The 20,329-nt window shown below is 67.2% G+C and carries 14 protein-coding genes and 1 tRNA gene; 9 read left to right on the top strand and 6 right to left on the bottom strand.

What is annotated here, in order from left to right:
* Window positions 1-5 precede the first annotated feature (5 nt).
* Entirely contained in the window at window positions 6-1,169 is a 1,164-nt protein-coding gene (locus tag ACZK1G_RS09850; RefSeq protein ID WP_424143697.1) for a two-component system sensor histidine kinase NtrB, read from the top strand.
* Window positions 1,159-1,518 (top strand): response regulator, encoded by a 360-nt coding sequence (locus ACZK1G_RS09845; protein ID WP_014036985.1) that lies wholly within the window; start codon window positions 1,159-1,161, stop codon window positions 1,516-1,518. The genes ACZK1G_RS09850 and ACZK1G_RS09845 overlap by 11 nt, the downstream gene beginning before the upstream one ends.
* Window positions 1,519-1,584: 66 nt before the next feature.
* Here ACZK1G_RS09845 and ACZK1G_RS09840 read toward each other — a convergent pair whose 3' ends face one another.
* From ACZK1G_RS09840 to ACZK1G_RS09830, 3 genes are all read right to left on the bottom strand, one after another.
* Complete coding sequence (locus ACZK1G_RS09840; protein WP_197621922.1) at window positions 1,585-5,274, bottom strand: TonB-dependent receptor; 3,690 nt, start codon at window positions 5,272-5,274, stop codon at window positions 1,585-1,587.
* A complete protein-coding gene (locus tag ACZK1G_RS09835; RefSeq protein ID WP_101765358.1) occupies window positions 5,271-11,354 on the bottom strand; it encodes a CshA/CshB family fibrillar adhesin-related protein in 6,084 nt (2,027 codons plus the stop codon). Before ACZK1G_RS09835 ends, ACZK1G_RS09840 begins: the two co-directional genes overlap by 4 nt.
* Window positions 11,355-11,816: 462 nt before the next feature.
* Window positions 11,817-12,383 carry a TetR/AcrR family transcriptional regulator gene (locus ACZK1G_RS09830; protein WP_101765357.1) on the bottom strand — a complete coding sequence of 189 codons (567 nt, stop codon included), beginning with the start codon at window positions 12,381-12,383 and terminating at the stop codon, window positions 11,817-11,819.
* A 170-nt stretch (window positions 12,384-12,553) separates the two neighbouring features.
* On the opposite strand from ACZK1G_RS09830, the gene ACZK1G_RS09825 reads away from it, so the two are divergent.
* Window positions 12,554-13,384, top strand: coding sequence for a universal stress protein (locus tag ACZK1G_RS09825; protein WP_049445979.1), 831 nt, complete (start codon window positions 12,554-12,556; stop codon window positions 13,382-13,384).
* Here ACZK1G_RS09825 and ACZK1G_RS09820 read toward each other — a convergent pair.
* Window positions 13,332-14,225 (bottom strand): AraC family transcriptional regulator, encoded by an 894-nt coding sequence (locus ACZK1G_RS09820; protein ID WP_049445858.1) that lies wholly within the window; start codon window positions 14,223-14,225, stop codon window positions 13,332-13,334. The genes ACZK1G_RS09825 and ACZK1G_RS09820 overlap by 53 nt on opposite strands.
* A gap of 145 nt (window positions 14,226-14,370) precedes the next feature.
* Here ACZK1G_RS09820 and ACZK1G_RS09815 point away from each other — a divergent pair, with 145 nt between their 5' ends.
* Window positions 14,371-14,931 (top strand): GNAT family N-acetyltransferase, encoded by a 561-nt coding sequence (locus ACZK1G_RS09815; RefSeq protein ID WP_049445978.1) that lies wholly within the window; start codon window positions 14,371-14,373, stop codon window positions 14,929-14,931.
* Window positions 14,932-14,938: 7 nt separating this feature from the next.
* Here ACZK1G_RS09815 and ACZK1G_RS09810 read toward each other — a convergent pair whose 3' ends face one another.
* Window positions 14,939-15,403 (bottom strand): GNAT family N-acetyltransferase, encoded by a 465-nt coding sequence (locus ACZK1G_RS09810; RefSeq protein WP_049445856.1) that lies wholly within the window; start codon window positions 15,401-15,403, stop codon window positions 14,939-14,941.
* Window positions 15,404-15,567: 164 nt separating this feature from the next.
* Between ACZK1G_RS09810 and ACZK1G_RS09805 the strand changes: the two genes are divergently transcribed.
* Window positions 15,568-16,458 carry a dihydrodipicolinate synthase family protein gene (locus ACZK1G_RS09805; protein WP_101765356.1) on the top strand — a complete coding sequence of 297 codons (891 nt, stop codon included), beginning with the start codon at window positions 15,568-15,570 and terminating at the stop codon, window positions 16,456-16,458.
* 34 nt (window positions 16,459-16,492) lie between these two features.
* On the opposite strand, the gene ACZK1G_RS09800 is transcribed toward ACZK1G_RS09805, so the two are convergent.
* Window positions 16,493-16,569, bottom strand: a tRNA-Arg gene (locus ACZK1G_RS09800).
* A gap of 183 nt (window positions 16,570-16,752) precedes the next feature.
* On the opposite strand from ACZK1G_RS09800, the gene amaB reads away from it, so the two are divergent.
* The 4 genes from amaB to ACZK1G_RS09780 all read left to right on the top strand — a co-directional run bounded on the left by amaB (window position 16,753) and on the right by ACZK1G_RS09780 (window position 20,328).
* A complete protein-coding gene (gene amaB, locus ACZK1G_RS09795; RefSeq protein ID WP_014036960.1) occupies window positions 16,753-18,285 on the top strand; it encodes an L-piperidine-6-carboxylate dehydrogenase in 1,533 nt (510 codons plus the stop codon).
* Window positions 18,285-19,088, top strand: coding sequence for an SDR family NAD(P)-dependent oxidoreductase (locus tag ACZK1G_RS09790; protein ID WP_197621921.1), 804 nt, complete (start codon window positions 18,285-18,287; stop codon window positions 19,086-19,088). The genes amaB and ACZK1G_RS09790 overlap by 1 nt, the downstream gene beginning before the upstream one ends.
* Before the next feature lie 179 nt (window positions 19,089-19,267).
* Complete coding sequence (locus ACZK1G_RS09785) at window positions 19,268-19,552, top strand: DUF4190 domain-containing protein (protein WP_010484694.1); 285 nt, start codon at window positions 19,268-19,270, stop codon at window positions 19,550-19,552.
* A gap of 5 nt (window positions 19,553-19,557) precedes the next feature.
* Window positions 19,558-20,328, top strand: a complete 771-nt coding sequence (locus ACZK1G_RS09780; RefSeq protein WP_101765355.1) for a class I SAM-dependent methyltransferase — start codon at window positions 19,558-19,560, stop codon at window positions 20,326-20,328.
* The last annotated feature ends 1 nt before the right edge of the window (window position 20,329 follow it).

Here is a 20,329-nt window from a genome sequence, read left to right as displayed (position 1 = left end):
TCCACGTGGACGCTGCCGCTTCTACGACGTCCGTGCTGACGGACCCTTCCCGACAACTGCGACTGTTGATCGACAGCGTGCGCGACCATGCGCTGTACCTGCTTGATCCCGAAGGCATCGTCTGCAGCTGGAACCCGGGCGCGGAGCGCATCAAGGGCTATTCAGCCGATGAAGTGGTGGGTACGCACTTCGGTCGTTTCTACCTGGCCACCGACCGCGAGGCCGGCGAACCGCAGCGCCTGCTCCGCCTCGCGGCGCAGCAGGGCCATGTTGCCAGTGAAGGCTGGCGGGTACGCCGTGATGGCTCGTCGTTCCGTGCCAGCGTGGTCATCGAGCCGGTCGTCGAAGCCGGCGAACTGCTTGGCTTCGTCAAGATCACCCGCGACATCACCGAGCAATGGCAGGCACAGCGACTGCTGCGGGATGCCCAGCGCGCGCTGCGCAACACCCAGCAGTTCGAGACGGTTGGCCGGCTCAGCCGCGGCCTGTCGCACGAGTTCAACAACCTGCTGACCACCATCGGCAACGCACTGGACCTGCTGTCGCTGCGCGTCAGCGGTGACGATGCCCGCGCCGCCGAGCTGCTGGACGCTGCGCAGGCGGCCACCGACCGCGGCGCCCTGCTGACCCGCCAGCTGCTGGCCTTCAGCACGGGCCAGACCTTGATCCGCGAACCGCTGGACATCAACACGCTGGTACGGCAATGGCTGCCGGGCCTGCAGCGCGCCTGCCCGCCCACGGTGACGCTGGACGCCTGCCTCACGCCGGGCCTGCCGCAGGTGTGCACCGACGCGATGCAGCTGCAGGCTGCCCTGGCCAATCTGGTGGCAAATGCCGTGGAGGCCACCATCGATGGCGGGCGCATCCTGATCGGAACCGCGCTGGAACATCGGCTCGACCCGGATGCGGACACTACGCTGCAACGCGGCTATGTCACCCTCAGCGTCTGTGACGAAGGCCATGGCATGGCCGCTGACATCGCCGAGCGCGCCAGCGAACCCTTCTTCACCACCAAGGACATCGGCAAGGGCAGCGGCCTGGGCCTGAGCCAGGTGTTCGGATTCACTACCCAGAGCGGCGGCTTCGTCGATGTGTCCACCACGCCCGGTGTCGGCACCACGGTCAGCCTGCTGCTACCCGCAACGGAGGACCCAGCCCATGACCGATGAACCGATCCGCGTACTGATGGTGGAGGACCAGAACGATCTGCGCGAGATGATCGGCCTGGCCCTGCGCGATTTCGGCATCGAGGTGGCCACCACCGCCGATGGCCACGAGGCGGCGGAGCTGCTCAAGGGCGAAGCGCGCTTCGACGTGGTGTTCAGCGATATCAGCATGCCCAACGGCATGTCCGGCATCGAACTGAGCGAGCACGTCGCCCGAGAGCAGCCGCAGGCACGCATGATCCTGTCTTCCGGCTATGCGCGCTCGCAGCTGCCGCCGCTGCCGGAGCAGGTGGAGTTCCTGCCCAAGCCCTATCGCCTGCGCCAGCTGGTCGAGCTGTTGAAGCAGGACTGACGGCTCGCCGGGCATCGCCCGGCGGTGCGGTTCCTGTAGAGCCGAGCCTGCGCTCGGCTGCTCTCCTCAATACCGCCCCACCAGGTTCAGGTACCAGCCGCGGTGGGTGTAGTCGAATTTCGTCAGGTCATCGCTGAAGTCGGTGAAGTTGTAGCCCACGCCGACGCGGAAATTGCGCCCGATATCGCGGTCGACACCGGCCAGCCACCCCTGCCGGGCGCCGCCGTCACGCACATCCAGCAGGCGGTACTCCAGCAGGCCATGCCACTGGTAGGACAGGTCGTAGCGCAGCTGCCCCGCAGCGAAGTTCGTGGCTGAATCGAACCACGGTCCGCTGCCGCGCCCGTAGCGCACCTCGCCTTCGCGGCGTGCCAGCTTGCCGGCCACTTCCCAGCGCAGGTCGATGCGGTAGACGCCTTCCAGCGAAAGCACCTGGGTGCGCTGGTCATAGTCCACGCCGTTGACCTGGCCCATGCTCGACAGGTCATACAGATAGCTGTAGCGGCCGAACAACGCCCAGCGATCGTTGTCCCACGGACGGTAGGCGAAGCCCAGGTTGCCCTCGATGAAACGCGCGCCGGCCACCGGATTGATCGCATCATCGGTGTCGGCATAGTTGAAGCGCGCGGCAATACGCCAGCTGTCGTTGAGCCGATGACTCAGGCGATTGGTACTCACCCACTGCGTGCGCCGCTCCGCGCCGGTATCGCGACGCCACTCCAGCTTGCTCTGCCACTCAGTGCCCGGCGAGGTGCGACCACCGGACAGGCTCACCGCCTTGCGGTCGACCTGGCCACTGCTGGCGTCGAGCTTGCCGTTGCTCAGCGTGAAGCCGGCATTCCAGCCCACCGCCGGATAGAAGTCCATGCCGAAGGTGTGCGCCAGCCCGGAGTCCTGCCCGGATTTGAGGAACTGGCTTTCATTGAACACGTTGACCTGGTCGGACAGGCGCCAGCGCTGGCCCAGCGTCCACCCATCCTGCGCATTGGGGCTGAACAGAGGGTCGTACTCGCTGCGGTCGGTGGACTGGGTGAACGCACCATAGAAGCTGTGCTGTGGGGTCAGCCGGTACTCGGCATTGACCTGTGCGGCACTGCCGCGATCGCCGTCACTGACTTCGGCGCCGATCGTGGACAGATTGGCGAAGGTCCAGGTGCCACCCGCCACCACCGCGTCATTGTCGGCATAGCGGCCATGGTCGTCATCCACCGTCAGCTGGCCTCCACCGTACACATCCAGCGAGGTTCCGATGCGATGGGTATAGCGTGCAGCAGCCAGTACACCTGCGACGTTGCTACCGCTGCCCCGGTCCTCCTGCACCCGACGCAGTTCGGCTGACAGGCGATCGTTCTCGCCGATCCGCCATTCGGCGGTGGCCTGCGCCTGGATCAGCGACTCCGCGCCCCGCCGTGCCTCGCTGTAGCGGGCATACACACTGAAATCGTCGGTCATATAGCCGAGCAGTTCGGCACCCTGCTCGCGCACGCGTTGGCCGGTGTCGAAACGCCCGACCGAATAGCCGCCATCAACCTGGCGCCACCAGGCACCGGCACTCCAGTCACGCCGGGTCCAGCCCAGCTCGCGCAGATTGACGCGGGCCTCGACGGCGGTCGCCTCGCCTTCGCGCGGGCCTTCAGGATTGAGGCGACTGAAGCTGAGGCCGCCGTTGTCGGAGAAGAACACGGGTGCACTGGTGGCCTCGCTGCGGCTGTGCTCGACCTTCAGGTAGGTGCCTCGCCCGGCCTGCAGGGTCAGGTCCGCCCCCTTCAGCGAGTAGTCCTGGCCGGCGCGCTGCTCGTCCACATAGGTCGCACCCACTGCCACGTGATCACCGAACCAGTGCTTGCCACGTACGCCTGCAGTGATGTCGTCGCTGTCGAACCCGGTTGGCACCCATTCGTAGTCGACGATCAGGCGCTGCTCGTAACCGTCCAGTGGCACGTCGCGACTGATCCGGCGCAGGTTCTCGCGACTGAGCTGGGCCAGCGGCCGGGTCAGCAGGATGCGGCCCTGCAATGCGTCGATCTCGTAGTCGGCGCCGCGCACCATCGGCACGCGCTGCTCGACGCGGCCGGTGGTACGGTCACGGATCTCCAGCACCACCTGGTCCGAGCCACTGAGGATGCTGGCATGGCGCAGGTAGTACAGGCTGCCGCCGGTACCGATGAACTCGCTATGGCCGGGCGCGGTTTCGGCCTGCGAACCGAACAGGCGCAGCTCGCTGCGCGCATCGCCCCAGGCATTGGCACCACGGGATCGCCACGACAATGCCGCCCCGTACAGCGAACGCACGTACTGCGCGTACTCGGTGCCGCTCAGGCCGGTGTTGTAGTTGCCCCACAGCGCCTGGTTCTTGTCCCAATCCATGCGCAGGTAGAAGCGCCCCATGCTGTCGACATCACGCTGGGTCAGCGAATCATCGCCATAGGTCGGGTAATACAGGTCCGGGTCGAGGCTGCGGAACAGATCGCGCGGATCGGCGGTGGTGAAACCAGTAAACAGGTCGTCCAGCGGACGGTTCTGGGTGTCGGCCTGCGCGGTCAGCAGGTAGCGGCCACGGGTCTTGGCTTTCAGGTAGAAAGCCAGGCGGCCGTCACTGAGCACGTCATCGTTGCGCCCCCCCCTGGCCAGGTCCTGCCCTGCCCCACTGGCCTTGTTCTGGTACACGGTGATATCGGCCAGGCCGACACCGAACAGGTACTGGCCACTGACATCCACCTCCAGCGTGCGCGCGATGGCCGGTGCATCCGGTCGTTCAACGCGCACATCGAAGGCGTGGCGGCCGATCGGCATCAGGTACTCGGCGGCGAACTTGCGGTCCTGGTCCAGCGGATAGCTGTCGCCGTTGATCTTCAGCGCCGCGCCCAGCGGCAGGTCACGTCCGCGCAGGCGCACGCGTGAACCGTACACCGGGATGTTCTGCTGGCGCAGGCCATTGCTGTCGAACACCTGCTGCAGCAGCGACAACGACGCTGCCTGGTTGGCATCCACCGCGGTCCCGCGGCGGTCCTCCAGCGCGTCACGCAACTGCTGGTTGCCGCGCTCGAACTCCGCCGGGGTCACCAGCTGCATCGACTGCGCGGTGGTTTCATCGACATTGCCCTCCGCATCGAAGGCACGCAGCACGTAGACCAGGCGGTCGCCGCGACGCAGTGGCGTCGATGCCGGCAGCGTGCCATCCCAGCTGCCCTGCCCGACCGCAGCCACCGGCAACTCGAACTGCGCCAGTGGCGCGACCCGGTCGGTATCGCTGCCACGGTAGAGGCTCACTTCCAGGCGCTTGATGAAGGCGGTGTAATTGCCACGCACGTAGAACTCGACCGGCCGCACGATCCGGCCTTCGTCAAAGGCAACCATGCCCGGCGCCGACACCGACAGCTCGGGCTCGCCCATCGCCGGGTCTTCAGTGGCCCAGATCGCGCCCCCTTCCGGCAGGCGGATCATGAACTCGCCGCGGACCGTCGCTTTGCCGGGTTCATCGATCGCCAGGCTGACCCGGCGGTCCGGCTGCAGCACCTGCGACGACGACCGCGTCGAGGTGCCTTCGGTCACCGGCTCGTCGTAGCTGCGCGAACGCAGGCGGAACAGCAGTTCGCCTTCAGCGTTGCACTGGCTGCCATCGCAGCGGATCGGTGCCGGCTCGGCGGCAGGCGGCGCGGCCTGGACGGCGCCGGCAAGCCCGAGCAGCATTGCCTGGTACAGGGCCGCACGCGGCAGGCAGGCCGCACGGCGGGCAGCGGTGTGATGCGCGCTCATCGGCGGGCCTCCTGTTGGCGGGCCGCCGCACGGGTGGCGGCGCTCTCCTCGTTGCGGACGCGCAGGCGCTGCTGCACGGCGGGGCTGAGCTGGCTGCGCAATGCCTCGAACACGGCATCGGCACGACGCAGGCCCAGCGCCTGGTTGTAGGCATGGCTGCCGCGCACATCGGTGTGCCCGACCAGGCTGACCTGGCCACCACCCATCTTCTCCAGGCGCGCAGCGATCGCCGCCAGCAGCGGCTTGAATTCCTCACGCACGATCGCCTTGTCGGTGTCGAACAACACGTTGCCCAGCAGCGCGCCACCGGCATCAACACCCGCCAGCAGGGAATGCGGGTCCTGCACATCGGTGCGCAGCTGCACGGTCAGGCCAGCGCGTGCACGCTCGGTCACCTCGGCCTGCAGGGCATCGCGCACCACTGCGGCGCGGGCAAAGGCCAGCACCTGGCTTTCGCCATTGGCGGCAATCACCACGTCACCGCCCTGGTAGCGGTCCACCACTTCGGCCATCTTCACCAGCACCGGGCGATAACTGGCGCGCAGCTCGCTGCTGCCCGGGGCAAACAGCACCTCGCCCAATGCCAGTTCCATGCGTTCGGCCGCTGCCTGTGGCGATGGCGGCAGGCGCACGCCGAAGCTGAAGCGCGTCGGCACACCCTGGGTCACCCGCCGCAACAGCGGATTCTCGGTGGTCAGCTCGGCACCGGCCGGTATCGTGGCCGGGTCCAGCTTGATGATGAAGTTGCGGCCCAGCCGCGCATCGCCGCCGTGCACGTCGGCCAGGTGGTAGCGGCCGAACGGATCGGTCTCCACCAGCAGGCCTTCCACCGTGGCCAGGCGTACCCCGGGAATGCCCTGCTCCTGGATGCCCTCGTTGCCGATCACATAGGCCACCTCGTAGCCGTCGGCCACGCGTGCGACCTCACGGCGCACGGTCGGCGCGGCGGCGGTCAGGCCCTTGCCGGCATCGCCACTGCGCTGCACCCGCGTGGCGCCCTGCGCATCCATCCGCAGGCGATGCCCCTGCGCGCTTTCCAGCACGAAGTCATCGCTGAAGGCCAGCTCGCGCAGGCGCTGGCGCAACACCACCTGGTGCGCTTCGGTGGTATCGGAGGTCGACGCACGTCCATGCACCACGCCGATCTGCACGCCGTGCAGCAGGGGCGCACTGGCATCGGCCAGCGGTTGCGGGCCATCGCCCCGATCCAGCGTGGTCGAGCCCGCCACATATACGGAGGCCGCGAAACCGCCCTGCGCGCGTACACCGGTCAGCTCGGCGCTGTCCTGCCAACCGTCACCATCGCGGTCATCGAACACGGTGCCGAACACCAGGCTGTCTTCCAGCAGCGGGTCGGCATCCATCGCCACTTCGGCAGTCGCCACGTTCGACAACGGGCTGCCGTCATCGGCCGTCGCCACCGCCTGGTTCACATGGTTGCCGGCGCGCACGCCGGCGCCCACCCGCAGCAGGTAGGTGATGGTGGCACTGCGGCCAACCGCGATATCCACCGCACCGATGCGCAGCGGCGACTGGCTGCTGGCCAGCGCGAACGCACCGTCATCGTCGGCCACGCGCATCGAGCCATCCACGTAACTGAAGCCCGGCGGCGGCGTATCGACCACCACGCCATCGCGCCAGTGACTGCCCCCCACGTTCTCCACCACCAGCTGGTAGCGCACCAGGTCGCCCACCTTCACCCGGCGCGGGCTGGCGGTCTTGGTGATGCGCAGCGAGAAATCAGAGATCACCTTGTGGTGCGTTTCGCAGGTCGTGCACTCCGGTGGCGGCGAACCGTCCGGGTACTGACCGCGCAGGCGGTTCAGCACCTGGGTACGCGCCTCCTGGTTGACGATCGCCTGGTAGACATACTCGTGGCGGCCCACTGCGGTACCTGCCGGCACCGTGCATACGATGTCAGTGCCCTGCTGCATGCACCCGGCAGGCAGGCTTTCGATGCTCAACCCTGCATCCGGTGTATCCACCAGCTGCAGCGGCTGCCGCAGGGCGGCGCGTTCAACGGTCGCAACCAGGGTGTAGCGCAGGCGGTCGCCCGGGCGCACGTCGGTGCCGCTGGCCGGGCCGGACTGCTTCTCCAGCACCACGCGCGGGTCGGCCAACGCATGTTCGGTGCTGCAGTCGCCGCTGCAGGTGGGCGTATCACCGCCACTGCCGAGCACCGCATTGCGCACGCTGCCAGTGGCCTGTGCATTGACCCGCGCGCGATAGCCCAGCGTATAGGTGCCCGGCACGGTACCGGCCGGCAGCGTGCACACCAGCGGATTGCTGCTGTTGCAGGTGAACGGACCGGGCTGGGTGATCGACTGCAGGTCCAGGCCGCGGCCCAGGGTGTCGGTCAGGGTCACCACATCCAGCGTCTGCGAATTGGCGACCGTCACCTCGACGGTGTAGTCCACTGCATCGCCGATATCGATCGGCGCCGCCGTGCTGGACTGCTTGTGGTAGGTCACCACCGCCGACAGCACCGGCGTGGTGGTACCGCAGTTGCTGGTACAGGTATTGGTGCCGGTGCCACTGCCCAGCACCGCGTTGCTGACACTGCCCTTGGCCTGTGCGTTCACCTTCGCGGTGTAATCCACCGTATAGGTGCCCGGCGCGGTACCGGCCGGCAAAGTACACACCAGCGGGTTGGCCGCATTGCAGCTGAAACCCTGGCTGGCAGTCACCGCGCCGAAGTCCAGGCCCGGGCCCATGGTATCGGTCAGCGTGAACACCGCAGTGCTGCGCGACCGGCTGACCACGGCAGTCAGCGTGTAGGCGATGCTGTCACCCACTTTCACCGCACCGGCCGCGGCCGAGGTTTTCCGGTAGTCGATCTCACTGCCGGCTACCGGCGTGGTGGTATCGCAGTTGGCCGCGCACGACGGATTGTCACCACCGCTGCCCAGCACCGCGTTGGTGACCTGGCCACTGGCCTGCGCGTTCACCACGGCGGTGTAGGACAGGCTGTAGCTGCCCGGCACGGTGCCGGCAGGCAAGGTGCATACCAGCGGGTTGGCGGCATTGCAGCTGTAGGCACCAGCGCTGGTCACCGCGCCGAAGTCCAGCCCGGTACCCAGGGTGTCGGTCAACTTCACCACGGCGGTGGTGCGCGAATTGGCCACCACCGTGGTCAGGGTATAGGTCAGTCGATCGCCCACGGAAACCGGACCGGTGCTGCTCACCGATTTGGCATAGCTCACCCCCGGCGTTGCGACCGGCGTGGTGGTATCGCAGTTCACGCTGCACGACGGGGTGTCGGTGCCGCTGCCGAGCACCGCATTGCGCACGCTGCCACTGGCCTGTGCGTTGACGGTGGCGCCGTAGGTGAGGCTGTAGGTACCCGGCACGGTGCCCGCTGGCAGCGTGCAGACCAGCGGATTGGCGGCATTGCAGGTGAAGGCTCCCGCACTGCTCACGCCCGCAAAGTCGAGGCCGTTGCCCAGGGTATCGGTGAGGGTGACCACGCCGGTGGTACGCGCACGGCTCACGGTTACGCTCAGTGTGTAATCGATGCGGTCGCCGACCCGCACCGGGCCGCCGGTGGATGCCTGCTTGGCATACACCACCTGCGGCGCCGCCATCGGCGTCGTGGTATCGCAGCTGCCCACGCAGGACGGGTTGTCGGTGCCACTCGGCACCACCGCATTGCGCACCTGGCCGCTGGCCTGCGCATTGACGATGCCGGTATAGGAGAACGCATAGCTGCCCGGCACGGTGCCCGCCGGCAGCGTACACACCAGCGGATTGCCCGGCGTGCAGGTGAACCCACCCGCGTTGGTCACGCTGCCGAAATCCAGGCCGGTGCCCAGCGTATCGGTCAGCGTGGTCACCGCCCGGGTACGCGCATCGGCCACCACCACGGTAACGGTATAGGCGACGCTGTCGCCCACCGCGACCGGACCGGTCGTACTGCTTGCCTTGGATACCGAGATCTTCGGCGCCGCCACCGGCGTGGTGGTGGTGCAGGTGCTGCTGCAGGTCGGCGTATCGGTGCCGGTGCCAACCACGGTGTTGACCACCTGGCCGCTGGCCTGGGCGTTGACGGTAGCCGCATAGCTCAGGCTGTAGGTGCCCGGCACGGTGCCGGCCGGCAGCGTGCACACCAGCGGATTGGCGGCGTTGCAGGTGAACGAACCGGCGTTGCTGACACTGGCGAAATCCAGGCCGGTACCCAGCGTATCGGTCAGGGTCAGCACAGCGCGGGTATTGCCATCGGCCACGGTGACGTCGACGGTGTAGCTCACCGTGGCACCCACCGCGACCGGGCCAGCCGTATTGGAGCGCTTGGCATAGCTGACGCGCGTCACCGGCACGGTCACGTCACTGCGCGTGCAGTGGTCGGCGTCGGTGCAGCTGCTGCCCGGCGTCGGCGGCGTGCCGTTGTTGAACGGATCGTGGCCACCGCCCACGCTGGCGTGGTTGGTCAGCACGCCCGACGCCGAGGCGGTCACGGTGACCGGCAGCGTGAACACCGAGCTCGAACCGGCACTGCCCGCCGCGGCCAGCACCTGGTTGCTGGTGCAGGTGATGTCCTGGCCGCTTGCCGTGCAGCTCCAGTTGCCGCTCACATGCGCGCCCGTCCAGTTCGGCACGATACCCGCCGGCAGCTGGTCGCGCACGATGATCGGGCCGGCGGGCACATTCGGTGGATTGCCGGTCGGCACATCGCTGGTGTTGCTCACCGTCAGCGTGTACTCGGTGCCGGCCTGACCGTAGTTCCAGACACCCCCGGTGGCGTTGTTGGTCTTCACCACCTTCAGTGCGGGTGCGGTGATGGTGATGCGGTGATCTTCCACTTCGCCGTCGTCGGCCACGCCGGTCGGGCTCTGGATCTGCGTCGCGTTGGTGGCGTAGCGCAGCCGCACATAGCTGGTACCTGCGCTGACCGAAGTGGGCACGGTCCAAGCCAGGTTGGCCTGGCCACCACTGCAGGCAGCGGTCGTGCTGCGTTCGCTGGCGTCGAACGTGCCATTGCGGTTGAAGTCGATCCAGCCCGCCACGCTGCCATTGCCCACGCAGGCCACCGGCTGGTTGATCTGGGTACCGGCCTGCATCACCGTCAACCGGTAGCTGGTCGGCCACGCATCTTCTTCGCGGCTTCCCACCTGCGGGAAGTTGTCATCGCCCAGTGCATCAGCGCTGTAGCTGCTTTTCTGCTCGGTATCCGGGCCCAGGCTGCCGAGGAAATCGGTCAGCGGCGGCGCCAGGCCACCCGGCGTATAGGCGGCGGTGTTGATGTTGAAGTTGCTGCTGCCCTGCGGAATACCGTCGGAGCGGAACTGCAGATCGTCCACCACGTGCATGGCGTCGCCGTAGCTCTGCGGTGCATCGCCGAAGTCGGCATACGGCACCAGCAGGCCGATGGCGATGGCGGTGGTGCCGCCGCCGCGCATCGAAAAGCCCATGTTCACTGCCAGGTTGCCTGGCGCATGCGCGGCGTTGTCAAAACTGAGGAAGGTAACCGCGGCCGTGTTGTCGTCGTTGCCCGGACCGAAGCGGATGACCTGGTTGCCGCCGCTGGTCGACTTGTTCACCAGGTAGGGAGTGCTGTTGGCCAGGTTCTTGCGGACCTCCACCACGTTCCACGTGCCCTGCGCGCTGGCTTCGACGAACTCGCCGCTGTTGTTGATCGACTCGGCGTCGGCCATCACCACGCCACGCAGGCGGTACGGCGCACCGCCCATGGTCGAGGTGCAGGTGATGCTGAAGCTGGACGTGCCGGCCGTGCGCGCGATGCCCGCGATCAGCTGGTTGGCGGTGCCGGTGCCACCGATGTTGTACAGGTCGTCGAGGCTGTCGCCACGCCAGTTGCCCGGGCGATAGCTGCGCAGCACGTTGGTCTCGGCGGTATTCAACCGGCAGTCCACGCGCAGGTTCACCCCGGCAGCGATCGGCATGTCGATGGACGAGGTGGCACCGTCGTTGAGCACGATGTTGTCGACGCCATTCGCGCCGCCGCCCCAGGTCAGCCACAGCACCGTATTGCGGTAGGGGCTGCTGCCGCCGGTCGCATAGGCCGCCGCCGACGCCAGCGATGGCAGTGCCATCGCCAGCAGCATCAGCACGACGATCGCCATCCAGCGGCGAGGGTGCAGGTGCTGCAGGTTTTTTTCAGGATGAACGCATCCACCGCCCGCGCGAATGCGCGACGTCGTCGACTGCCACATGGTGATTTCCCCGGTCGGCCCGCACGGGGCCGCAGTTCGGTGGGTAACCTGGGACGAACTCATGCGCCTGGCGACACGCGCGAACGCGCGTTCTGCCGGCTCCATGGCCACTACAACCGTCCCTGTACCCCGTTGGTCAGGTGTAAAGTTCTACGATTACGATACCGCACTGCAACAATAGCGTGATGAACGTCTCATTTAGTTTTGCAAAATCGAGCACGCTTTCACGACCACAGTTGTAGCAACCCGATGGCGGCACGCAGTGCACCATTCCGGCAGTACGAATGCCCTTTCCGGCAAGACGCCACGCAAATTCGGCGCACGTTGCAGTGCCCATCCATCACGACGCGATACGCGCCGCGGGCATCGCACTCAGGCCTTCATCGCCCCATGACGGAACGACGCCAGCAACGTTGATGCCGCCATCGCCGGTGCCAGCCGACCGCGCGCCAGTGACCAGGTGATGCCGTAGAAACAGGTCCAGTAGAAGTCCGCCAACCACACTGCACTGAATCCGACGTTGAACACGCCGGCGTGCTGGCCGCGCAGGAAAAACGCCTCGAAACGCTCGCCGATCGGCGCCCAGCGCTCGGGCAGCAGGTGCAGGTCGCCCTGCCGCTGCTGCTCTTCCATCATGCGCGCGAACAGCAGCGTCACCAGTTCCCAGTCCGCCAGCAGGGCGTGGGTCACCTGCTCCAGCACCTGCATCGCATCGGCATCCCCGTCGAACCACGTGGCTGCGGCTTCCAGGCGCTCGAAGCCCGCAGCAAACAACGCCTCGTCGATCGCTTCGCGGGTGGGTGCGAAGCGATACAGCGTGGCCCGGCTGATACCGGCGCCACTGGCGAGCTCGCTGAGTGTGCAGCGCGGATGGCTGACCAGGGTGGCAGCAAGGGCGTGGTGCAGGTCGCGGCGTGTACGTGCTGCGGCAGGTCGCATGGAGGGGCCTGGAGGCGGGGTCCACTCACGCTAGCATGAATCATCCATTAATAAACTGAATCACAAATGATTCATCCGAATCATGGATGCGCTACAACGAAGGCGCGTCCGGTGCACCCGGGTCGGTGCATGGCAGGGAACGCGTCACAGGCATCGAAGGAGACAACGCCATGCTGCATCCACTACGCGACATCGCTGTGCTGTTCGATGCCAGCGACACCGGGGTGCGCGTATTGAACATCGCCGCCCATCTGGCGCAGGCCCAGCAGGCGCACCTGGTTGCAGTATCCACCGCCCAGCACCCCACCGACATCGCCAACGGTTTCGCCCGTGGCGCAGGCATCGCCGCCGCGCTCGACCACGAAGCACGCACCGACGCCGCCTGCACCGCGCAGCTCATGCAGAACCTGCGCGCAGCCTGCGAGCCACTGCAGATCAGCACCGAACTGCGCATCGTTTCGGACTATCTCGGTGGCGCCGATCTGGCCCTGCAATCGCTGTACTGCGACCTGATCATCGCCGGCTATCCGCACACGCCCGGCGCGCCCTCCGGCTGGCGTCCGCTGGGCACGCTGCGCCAGACCGGCGTGCCGATGCTGCTGGTGCCACCGCACTGGCAAGGCGAACAGGTCGGCAGGCGCATCGTGGTGGCCTGGAATGCCAGCAAACAGGCCCGTCGCGCCGTAGCCGATGCCCTGCCGTTGCTGGCCCGCGCGCAGGCGGTGCACCTGCTGATGGTCGACACGCCCAAGGCCGAGGCCACGCCCGGTGCCGAGATGGCCCAGCACCTGGCCCGGCACGGTGTCGAGGTCGAGATCCAGGCGATCAGTTCCACACAGGGCGGTGTTGCCGCAACCATCCGCCAGCATGTCCTCGATGCCGAGGCCGACCTGCTGGTGCTGGGCCCTTACAGCCGCAGCCGGGTGGTCGAGCGCGTGCTCGGCGGGGTTACCGAGGATCTGCTGTCCGAAGTTCCGGCACCGCTGTTCGTATCCCACTAGCATCGCCCTGCCCCACACGGCGGTAGCCGGTCAGCGACTGCCCAGTGTGCCGCCGGAAGTAGCGGCACAGGTAGGACGCATCTTCGAAACACAACCGCTCGGCGATGCGCCCGATCGGCAGCTCGCTGTAGCTCAGCAGCGCCTTGATCTCCAATACCACCTGGCGGTCGATCAACGCCTTGGGCGTTTCATCGAAGCACTCGCGGGTGAGCTGGGAAAGATAGAACGGCGTGATGCACAGCGCGTCGGCGTAGGACTGCACGTCGCGCTGGCAGGTGCTGCGCTGGCCGACCAGCTCCCAGAAACTCCAGGCCAGGCGCTCGCGCCGGCTGACTGGCGCTGCTGCCACCTTCTGCACCGGCAGCAGCGTGGCGAACTTCAGGAAAAACGTCTGCAACAGGTTGCGCAGCATCACGTGCCGATAGCGGCCCCCCGTGTGCTGCGCGTCCATCAGCTGCTGCAGCCACCCCTGCAGCAGCGGCACCTCCAGCGACGACGGCACGCAATGCGGATGCTCATGCAGGAACTTGAAAAGTGCGTTGGGCAGCACGTAGGCCACCTCCGACGCCAGCGCCTTCGGCATCAGGCAGACCACCGCCAGAAAGCCGCGCGATCGCTGCCGCAGCAGCGCCAGCGTGTCCTCGGCCAGCACCAGCACATCGTGCCGCTGCACCGCCACCTCACGGAAGTTCAACGCGAAACGCGCACGCCCGGACACGCACACCAGAACCGCCAGATACGCGCGCCCGAATGACAGCGGAACACCCTGCCCCTCGGCCAGCGTACTGACCTCCAGGCGCATCGATTCGTCCTGATCCAGAAGCTGGGGTATGCGGTCCATGGGCCGATCCGGCTGGATTCCGGGGCACAGCATACGGGGCAACGCCAGTGAGTTGTGAAAAATACCGAAACCATCAAGATCCCGCCCTGTGCCCTTCGCCCGGCCCGGCCTAGCCTGTGCGCTCTCTTCCTGCCCCTGAATGGCCATGCCCCTGCACACCGAACGCCTGATCCTGCGCCCCTGGCGCGACACCGACGCCGCCGACCTGTACGAATACGCCCGCGACCCGCGCGTCGGGCCCATCGCCGGCTGGCCGGTGCACACCAGCGTGGAGGAAAGTGCCGACATCATCCGCACCGTCTTCAACCGGCCCGAAGTCTACGCACTGCAGAGCCGCGAGGACGGCCACGCCATCGGCTGCGTCGGCATCCTGATCGGTGCCGACAGCAACTTCGAGATCGGCGAGCGCGAAGGCGAGATCGCCTACTGGATCGGCGTGCCGTACTGGGGCCGCGGCCTGGTACCCGAAGCGGTGCGCGAAGTGATGCGGCATGCCTTCCTCGACCTGCACCTGGACGCACTGTGGTGCGGCTACTTCGCCGACAACCTGCAATCACTGAGCGCACAGAGCAAATGCGGTTTCCAGCATCACCATACCGAAGTGAACAAGTTCAACAGCTTCCTCGGCGACTACCGCACCGAACACATCAGCCGCATCACCCGCGAGCAATGGCAGGCGCAACAGGCTGCCGTGCTGCGCGCGTGATCACGACTCAGCCGGCACGGTGCTGCATGAACAGAAGTTCCGGTGTCGAAGCATCTTCCATCGGCTGGAAGCCCAGGTGGCGGTACAGGGTCACCCCCGCGACGTTGTCACGATAGACACGCAGGGTCAGCCGCTCCACCCCGGCCGACTGCAACGCCTGCGCCATCAGCGCCTGCATCAGGACACGTCCCAGTCCACGCCCGCGTGCCTGTGGCGAAACGATGATGCGGCCCAGGTGCAGCGTGCCGGAGGTCGTTGGCCAGTACTGGCCGAAACCAAGGCAGTGGCCATGCGCATCCAGCAGCACCCACCCCGGGCGCTGCTGCAGTTGCAGTGCCTGCGCGAATGCGTCCGGCGCGAGCGGATACGCCACGCCGGGACCGGCCCAGCGCTGGGTTGCGCTGGCCGAATCCAGCCACGCGCCGATGGCGGCGTAGTGCGGAGGCTGCACGGGGCGAAGGTACTCAGTCATGGCGTGCGCGCAAGGAAGGATGGCCGCCATGGTGCGCGATCCTCGCGGCCGAATCACGTTGCAGGGCAGCGCTTGAATTTTGTCCTAGGACAATAAACAATGCCGATCGTCCACGGTCGCCACACCTGGCGACCTCTCCTTTCCTTCTACCCCCGGGGTTCGCCATGATCCACGGCCTCAGCGCCTTTCCTCTTACGCCGATGACCGAATCGAGCATCGACCTGCGCGCCTTCGCCGGGCTGGTCGAGCACCTCGCAACGGCCGGCGTGGACTCCATGGGCGTGCTCGGCTCCACCGGCAGCTACGCCTACCTGGAAAAGGCCGAGCGCATGCGGGTGCTGCGCGAAGCCCTGTCCCACTCGGGCGCCGTCCCGGTCATCGCTGGCATCGGTGCGCTGCGCACCCGCGATGTGCTGACTCTGGCAAAGGATGCTGAGGATGCCGGTGCGGCCGGCCTACTGCTGGCGCCCGTGTCCTACCAGCCATTGAGGGAACACGAGGTCTACACGCTCTTCGAATCGGTGTGCACGGCAGTGCGCACTCCGATCTGCGTCTACGACAATCCCGGCACCACCCACTTCCGTTTCAGCGATGAACTGCATGGGCGGATTGCCGCCCTGCCCAACATCGCCTCGATCAAGCTTCCACGCCTGTCCGGCGATCCTGCCGAAGCCGCAGCGCGCGTCACCGCACTACGCGCCCAACTTCCGGCGCACGTCACGCTGGGCATCAGCGGCGACGCGGCCGCCGTACACGGGCTGGCCGCCGGCTGCGATGGCTGGTATTCGGTAACCGGCGGGCTGTTCCCCGGGGCGGTGCAGCAGATCACCCGCGCGGCCGGCAAAGGCGACATGGCGACGGCCCAGGCCATGTCGGCGAGGCTGGCGCCACTCTGGGCACTGTACGACCGCTTCGGCGGCATCCGCGTGATGGCGTGCGCAGCGGCGCTGATGGGCCTGTGTACCGAGGATTGCCTGCCACGGCCCTTGCTTGGGCTGCACGGTGAAGAGCGGGCGCGTGTGGCGGGGGTGCTGCGCGGCCTGGCGCTGCTGTAGCGCTCGAAGACGGGCGTCCCGGGCGGTGCGTGGGTGGTGACCCCGGCCCGATTCGAACGGGCGACCTTCCCCTTAGGAGGGGGACGCTCTATCCAGCTGAGCTACGGGGCCATGCAGCCGGGAAGTTTACAGGCAACGCACCCTGCCCTCCAAGCATTCATGTCCGGACCGGCTCCGCTGGCGCGTTGCACCATGGCCGGACAGGGCGCTCTGCTACCATCGGCGATTCAGTTCATCGCGTCCCCCACCTGCCCGCGATGGCGCCAAACAACGTAACGAAACACAGGAGTCTGCATGTCTTCCGAGCTGCTCAAGTCCCTTGGCCTGGACGCGATCAACGCTGGCACGTACCTGGGCAACGGGGAGTGGTCGAGCGCGACCAGCGGTGAGCTGATCACCCCGGTCAACCCGACCACCGGCGAGCCGATCGCGCAGGTCCGCGCGACCACCGAGGCCGAGTACGAGACCGTCGTCGCCCGCGCCCAGGAAGCCTTCAAGGCCTGGCGCACCACGCCGGCCCCGCGCCGCGGTGAAGCCGTGCGCCTGTGCGGCGAAGCGCTGCGCAGGCACAAGGACGCCCTGGGTTCGCTGGTTGCCCTGGAAATGGGCAAGAGCAAGCCGGAAGGCGATGGCGAAGTGCAGGAGATGATCGACATCGCCGATTTCGCCGTGGGCCAGAGCCGCATGCTGTACGGCTACACCATGCATTCCGAGCGCCCCGGCCACCGCATGTACGAGCAGTACCACCCGCTGGGCCTGGTCGGCATCATCTCGGCCTTCAACTTCCCGGTTGCGGTGTGGAGCTGGAACTCGTTCCTGGCCGCCATCTGCGGCGACGTGTGCATCTGGAAGCCGTCCAACAAGACGCCGCTGACTGCCATCGCCTCGCTGAAGATCTGCAACGACGCCCTGCGCGAAGCCGGCTTCCCGGACATCTTCTTCCTGATCAACGATGCCGGCACCGCGCTGTCGGAAAAGATGGTCGATGACCGTCGCGTGCCGCTGATCAGCTTCACCGGCTCGACCCAGGTCGGCCGCACCGTCAACGAGAAGGTCGCGCGCCGCCTCGGCCGCTGCCTGCTGGAACTGGGCGGCAACAACGCCATCATCCTGGACGAAACCGCCGACCTGAAGCTGGCCGTGCCGGGCATCGTGTTCGGCGCCGTCGGCACCGCCGGCCAGCGCTGCACCACCACCCGCCGCCTGATCGTGCACCGCTCGATCTACGCCGACGTGCTGGCCACCCTGGTCAAGGCCTACAAGCAGGTGGAAGGCAAGATCGGAGACCCGACCGACGCCGCCAACCTGATGGGCCCGCTCAACAGCGACGGCGCCGTGCAGCAGTTCCTCGATGCGATCGCCCAGGCCAAGGCCGCCGGCGGCACCATCGAAACCGGTGGCACCCGCATCGACCGCGCCGGCAACTTCGTGCTGCCGGCGATCGTCTCCGGCCTGAAGAACAGCGACGCCGTGGTCCAGCACGAAACCTTCGCGCCGATCCTGTACGTGATGCCGTACGACAGCATCGACGAAGCCATCGACATGCAGAACGGCGTGCCGCAGGGCCTGTCGTCCTCGATCTTCACCCAGAACCTGAAGACTGCCGAGAAGTTCCTGTCGGCCGCCGGCAGCGACTGCGGCATCGCCAACATCAACATCGGCACGTCCGGTGCGGAGATCGGTGGTGCCTTCGGTGGCGAGAAGGACACCGGCGGTGGCCGCGAGTCCGGCTCGGATGCATGGAAGGTCTACATGCGCCGCCAGACCAACACCATCAACTATTCGGATTCGCTGCCGCTGGCCCAGGGCATCAAGTTCGACCTGTGATGGCAAACGACGCGGACACGTCCGTGGGTCGGAGCCCCTCCGGGGCTCCGATCCTCGATTTCAGCGGCCGCCGCGTGCTGATCGCCGGCGGCAGCAAGGGCATTGGCCGTGAAATGGCGCTGGCGTTTGCCGGCGCCGGCGCGCAGGTCTCGGTCTGCGCGCGCGGCCAGGCCGGTCTGGATGCCCTGCGCGCCGATGCACGGGCGCAGGGCTTCGAACTGCACGCGTTTTCCGCCGATCTGGCCGACCCCGGCCAGATCCAGGCTTGGCTGCAGGCCGCTGCCGACGCGCTCGGTGGCATCGACGTGCTGGTCAACAACGCCACCGGCTATGGCATGGCCGACGACGAGGACGGCTGGGCCGCCAGCCTGCAGATCGACCTGATGGCCGCCGTGCGCGCCTCGCGCCTGGCACTGCCGTGGCTGCGTGCCTCCAGCGACGCCTGCATCCTCAACCTGTCTTCGATTGCCGCGCAGCAGCCGCGTCCCGATGGCGCGCCCTATGCCGCCGCCAAGGCCGCGCTTTCGCACTACACCACCTCGCAGGCGCTGGCGCTGGCCAAGGACCGGATCCGGGTGAATGCGATCGCGCCGGGCTCGATCGAGTTCGATGACGGCCTCTGGGACCGCCGCCGCACCGATGACCCCGCGCTGTACCACGGCACCCTGGCGAAGATTCCGTTCGGCCGCTTCGGCCACCCGCGCGAGATCGCCGACGCCGCCCTGTTCCTGTGCTCGCCGCTGGCGCGCTGGGTCACCGGCAGCGTGCTCAACGTGGATGGCGGCCAAGTGTTGATGGGCTGACATCGGCACTCCGGTAGCTGCCAACCTTGGTTGGCATGCCTTTCGTCGACCAAGGTCGACGCCTACCGTGGCTGAAATGCCTTTCGTCGACCCAGGTCGACGCCTGCCATCATGTCCGCCGGGCATGGGATTGCCGGGGCAGACGCACTATCATGTGCACACTGCCAAGGAGGACCCCGATGAGCGTGGCACCCCGACAGACAAGCGCCCTGGCCGTGGTCAGCCTGGTCATGGGCATCGCCAGCTGGACCGTCCTGCCCTTCGTGGCCAGCATCGTCGCCATCATCACCGGCCACATGGCCCGCGCCGAAATCCGCCGCCGCCCGCACGAACTGGAAGGCGATGGCCTGGCCGTCACCGGTCTGGTGCTGGGCTGGGTGATGGTCGGCGCCGTGATCGCCGCCATCCTGGTCTTCATCCTGTTCTTCGGCGGCCTGGCCTGGCTCGCTGCGATGTCGAACTGACTGCCATGACCGCCTCCGACAGCACTGAACGCTTCAGCAGCCGCGTCGCCGACTACGTCCGCTACCGGCCCGATTACCCACCCGCGCTGCTGGAGTGGCTGCACGGCCCGATGGGCGTCAGCCGCAAGGCACTGGTCGCCGACATCGGCGCCGGTACCGGCATTTCCAGCCGCCTGTTTCTGGCCAGCGGCCATCCCGTTGTCGCGGTTGAGCCCAACGCCGCCATGCGGGGCGCGGCCGAGCAATGGCTGGCACCGCAGTACCCGCAGTTCCGTGCGGTGGACGGCCGCGCCGAGGCCACCACACTGGACGATGCCAGCGTCGATCTGGTCAGCGTCGCGCAGGCCTTCCACTGGTTCGACACCGTGGCGGTCCGCGCCGAGTGGCAGCGCATCCTGCGTCCCGGCGGCCAGGCATTGATCTACTGGAATTCGCGCCTGCTCGATGCCAGTCCGTTCCTGATCGGCTACGAACAGCTGCTGCTGGACTACGGCAGCGACTACACCGCCGTGGCCGAGCGCTACCAGGACGACGCCACCATGCAGGCCTGGTTCGGCCCCGGCCTGCGCGGCATGGTGGAGTTGCCCAACGTGCAGCACCTGGACTTCGATGCCCTGCGCGGGCGCCTGCTGTCCTCCTCCTATGCCCCTCAATCCGGTCATCCGCGCCACGCGCCGATGATCGACGCTCTGCAGCACCTGTTCGCCGCCCACGCGGTCGACGGCCAGGTTGCTTTTGAATATCGAACCCGAGCCTTCCTCGGCACGCTGGACTGAA

The organism is Stenotrophomonas sp. 109824_Sma (assembly GCF_056480025.1).
This window is presented reverse-complemented; position numbering and strand designations above follow the sequence as displayed.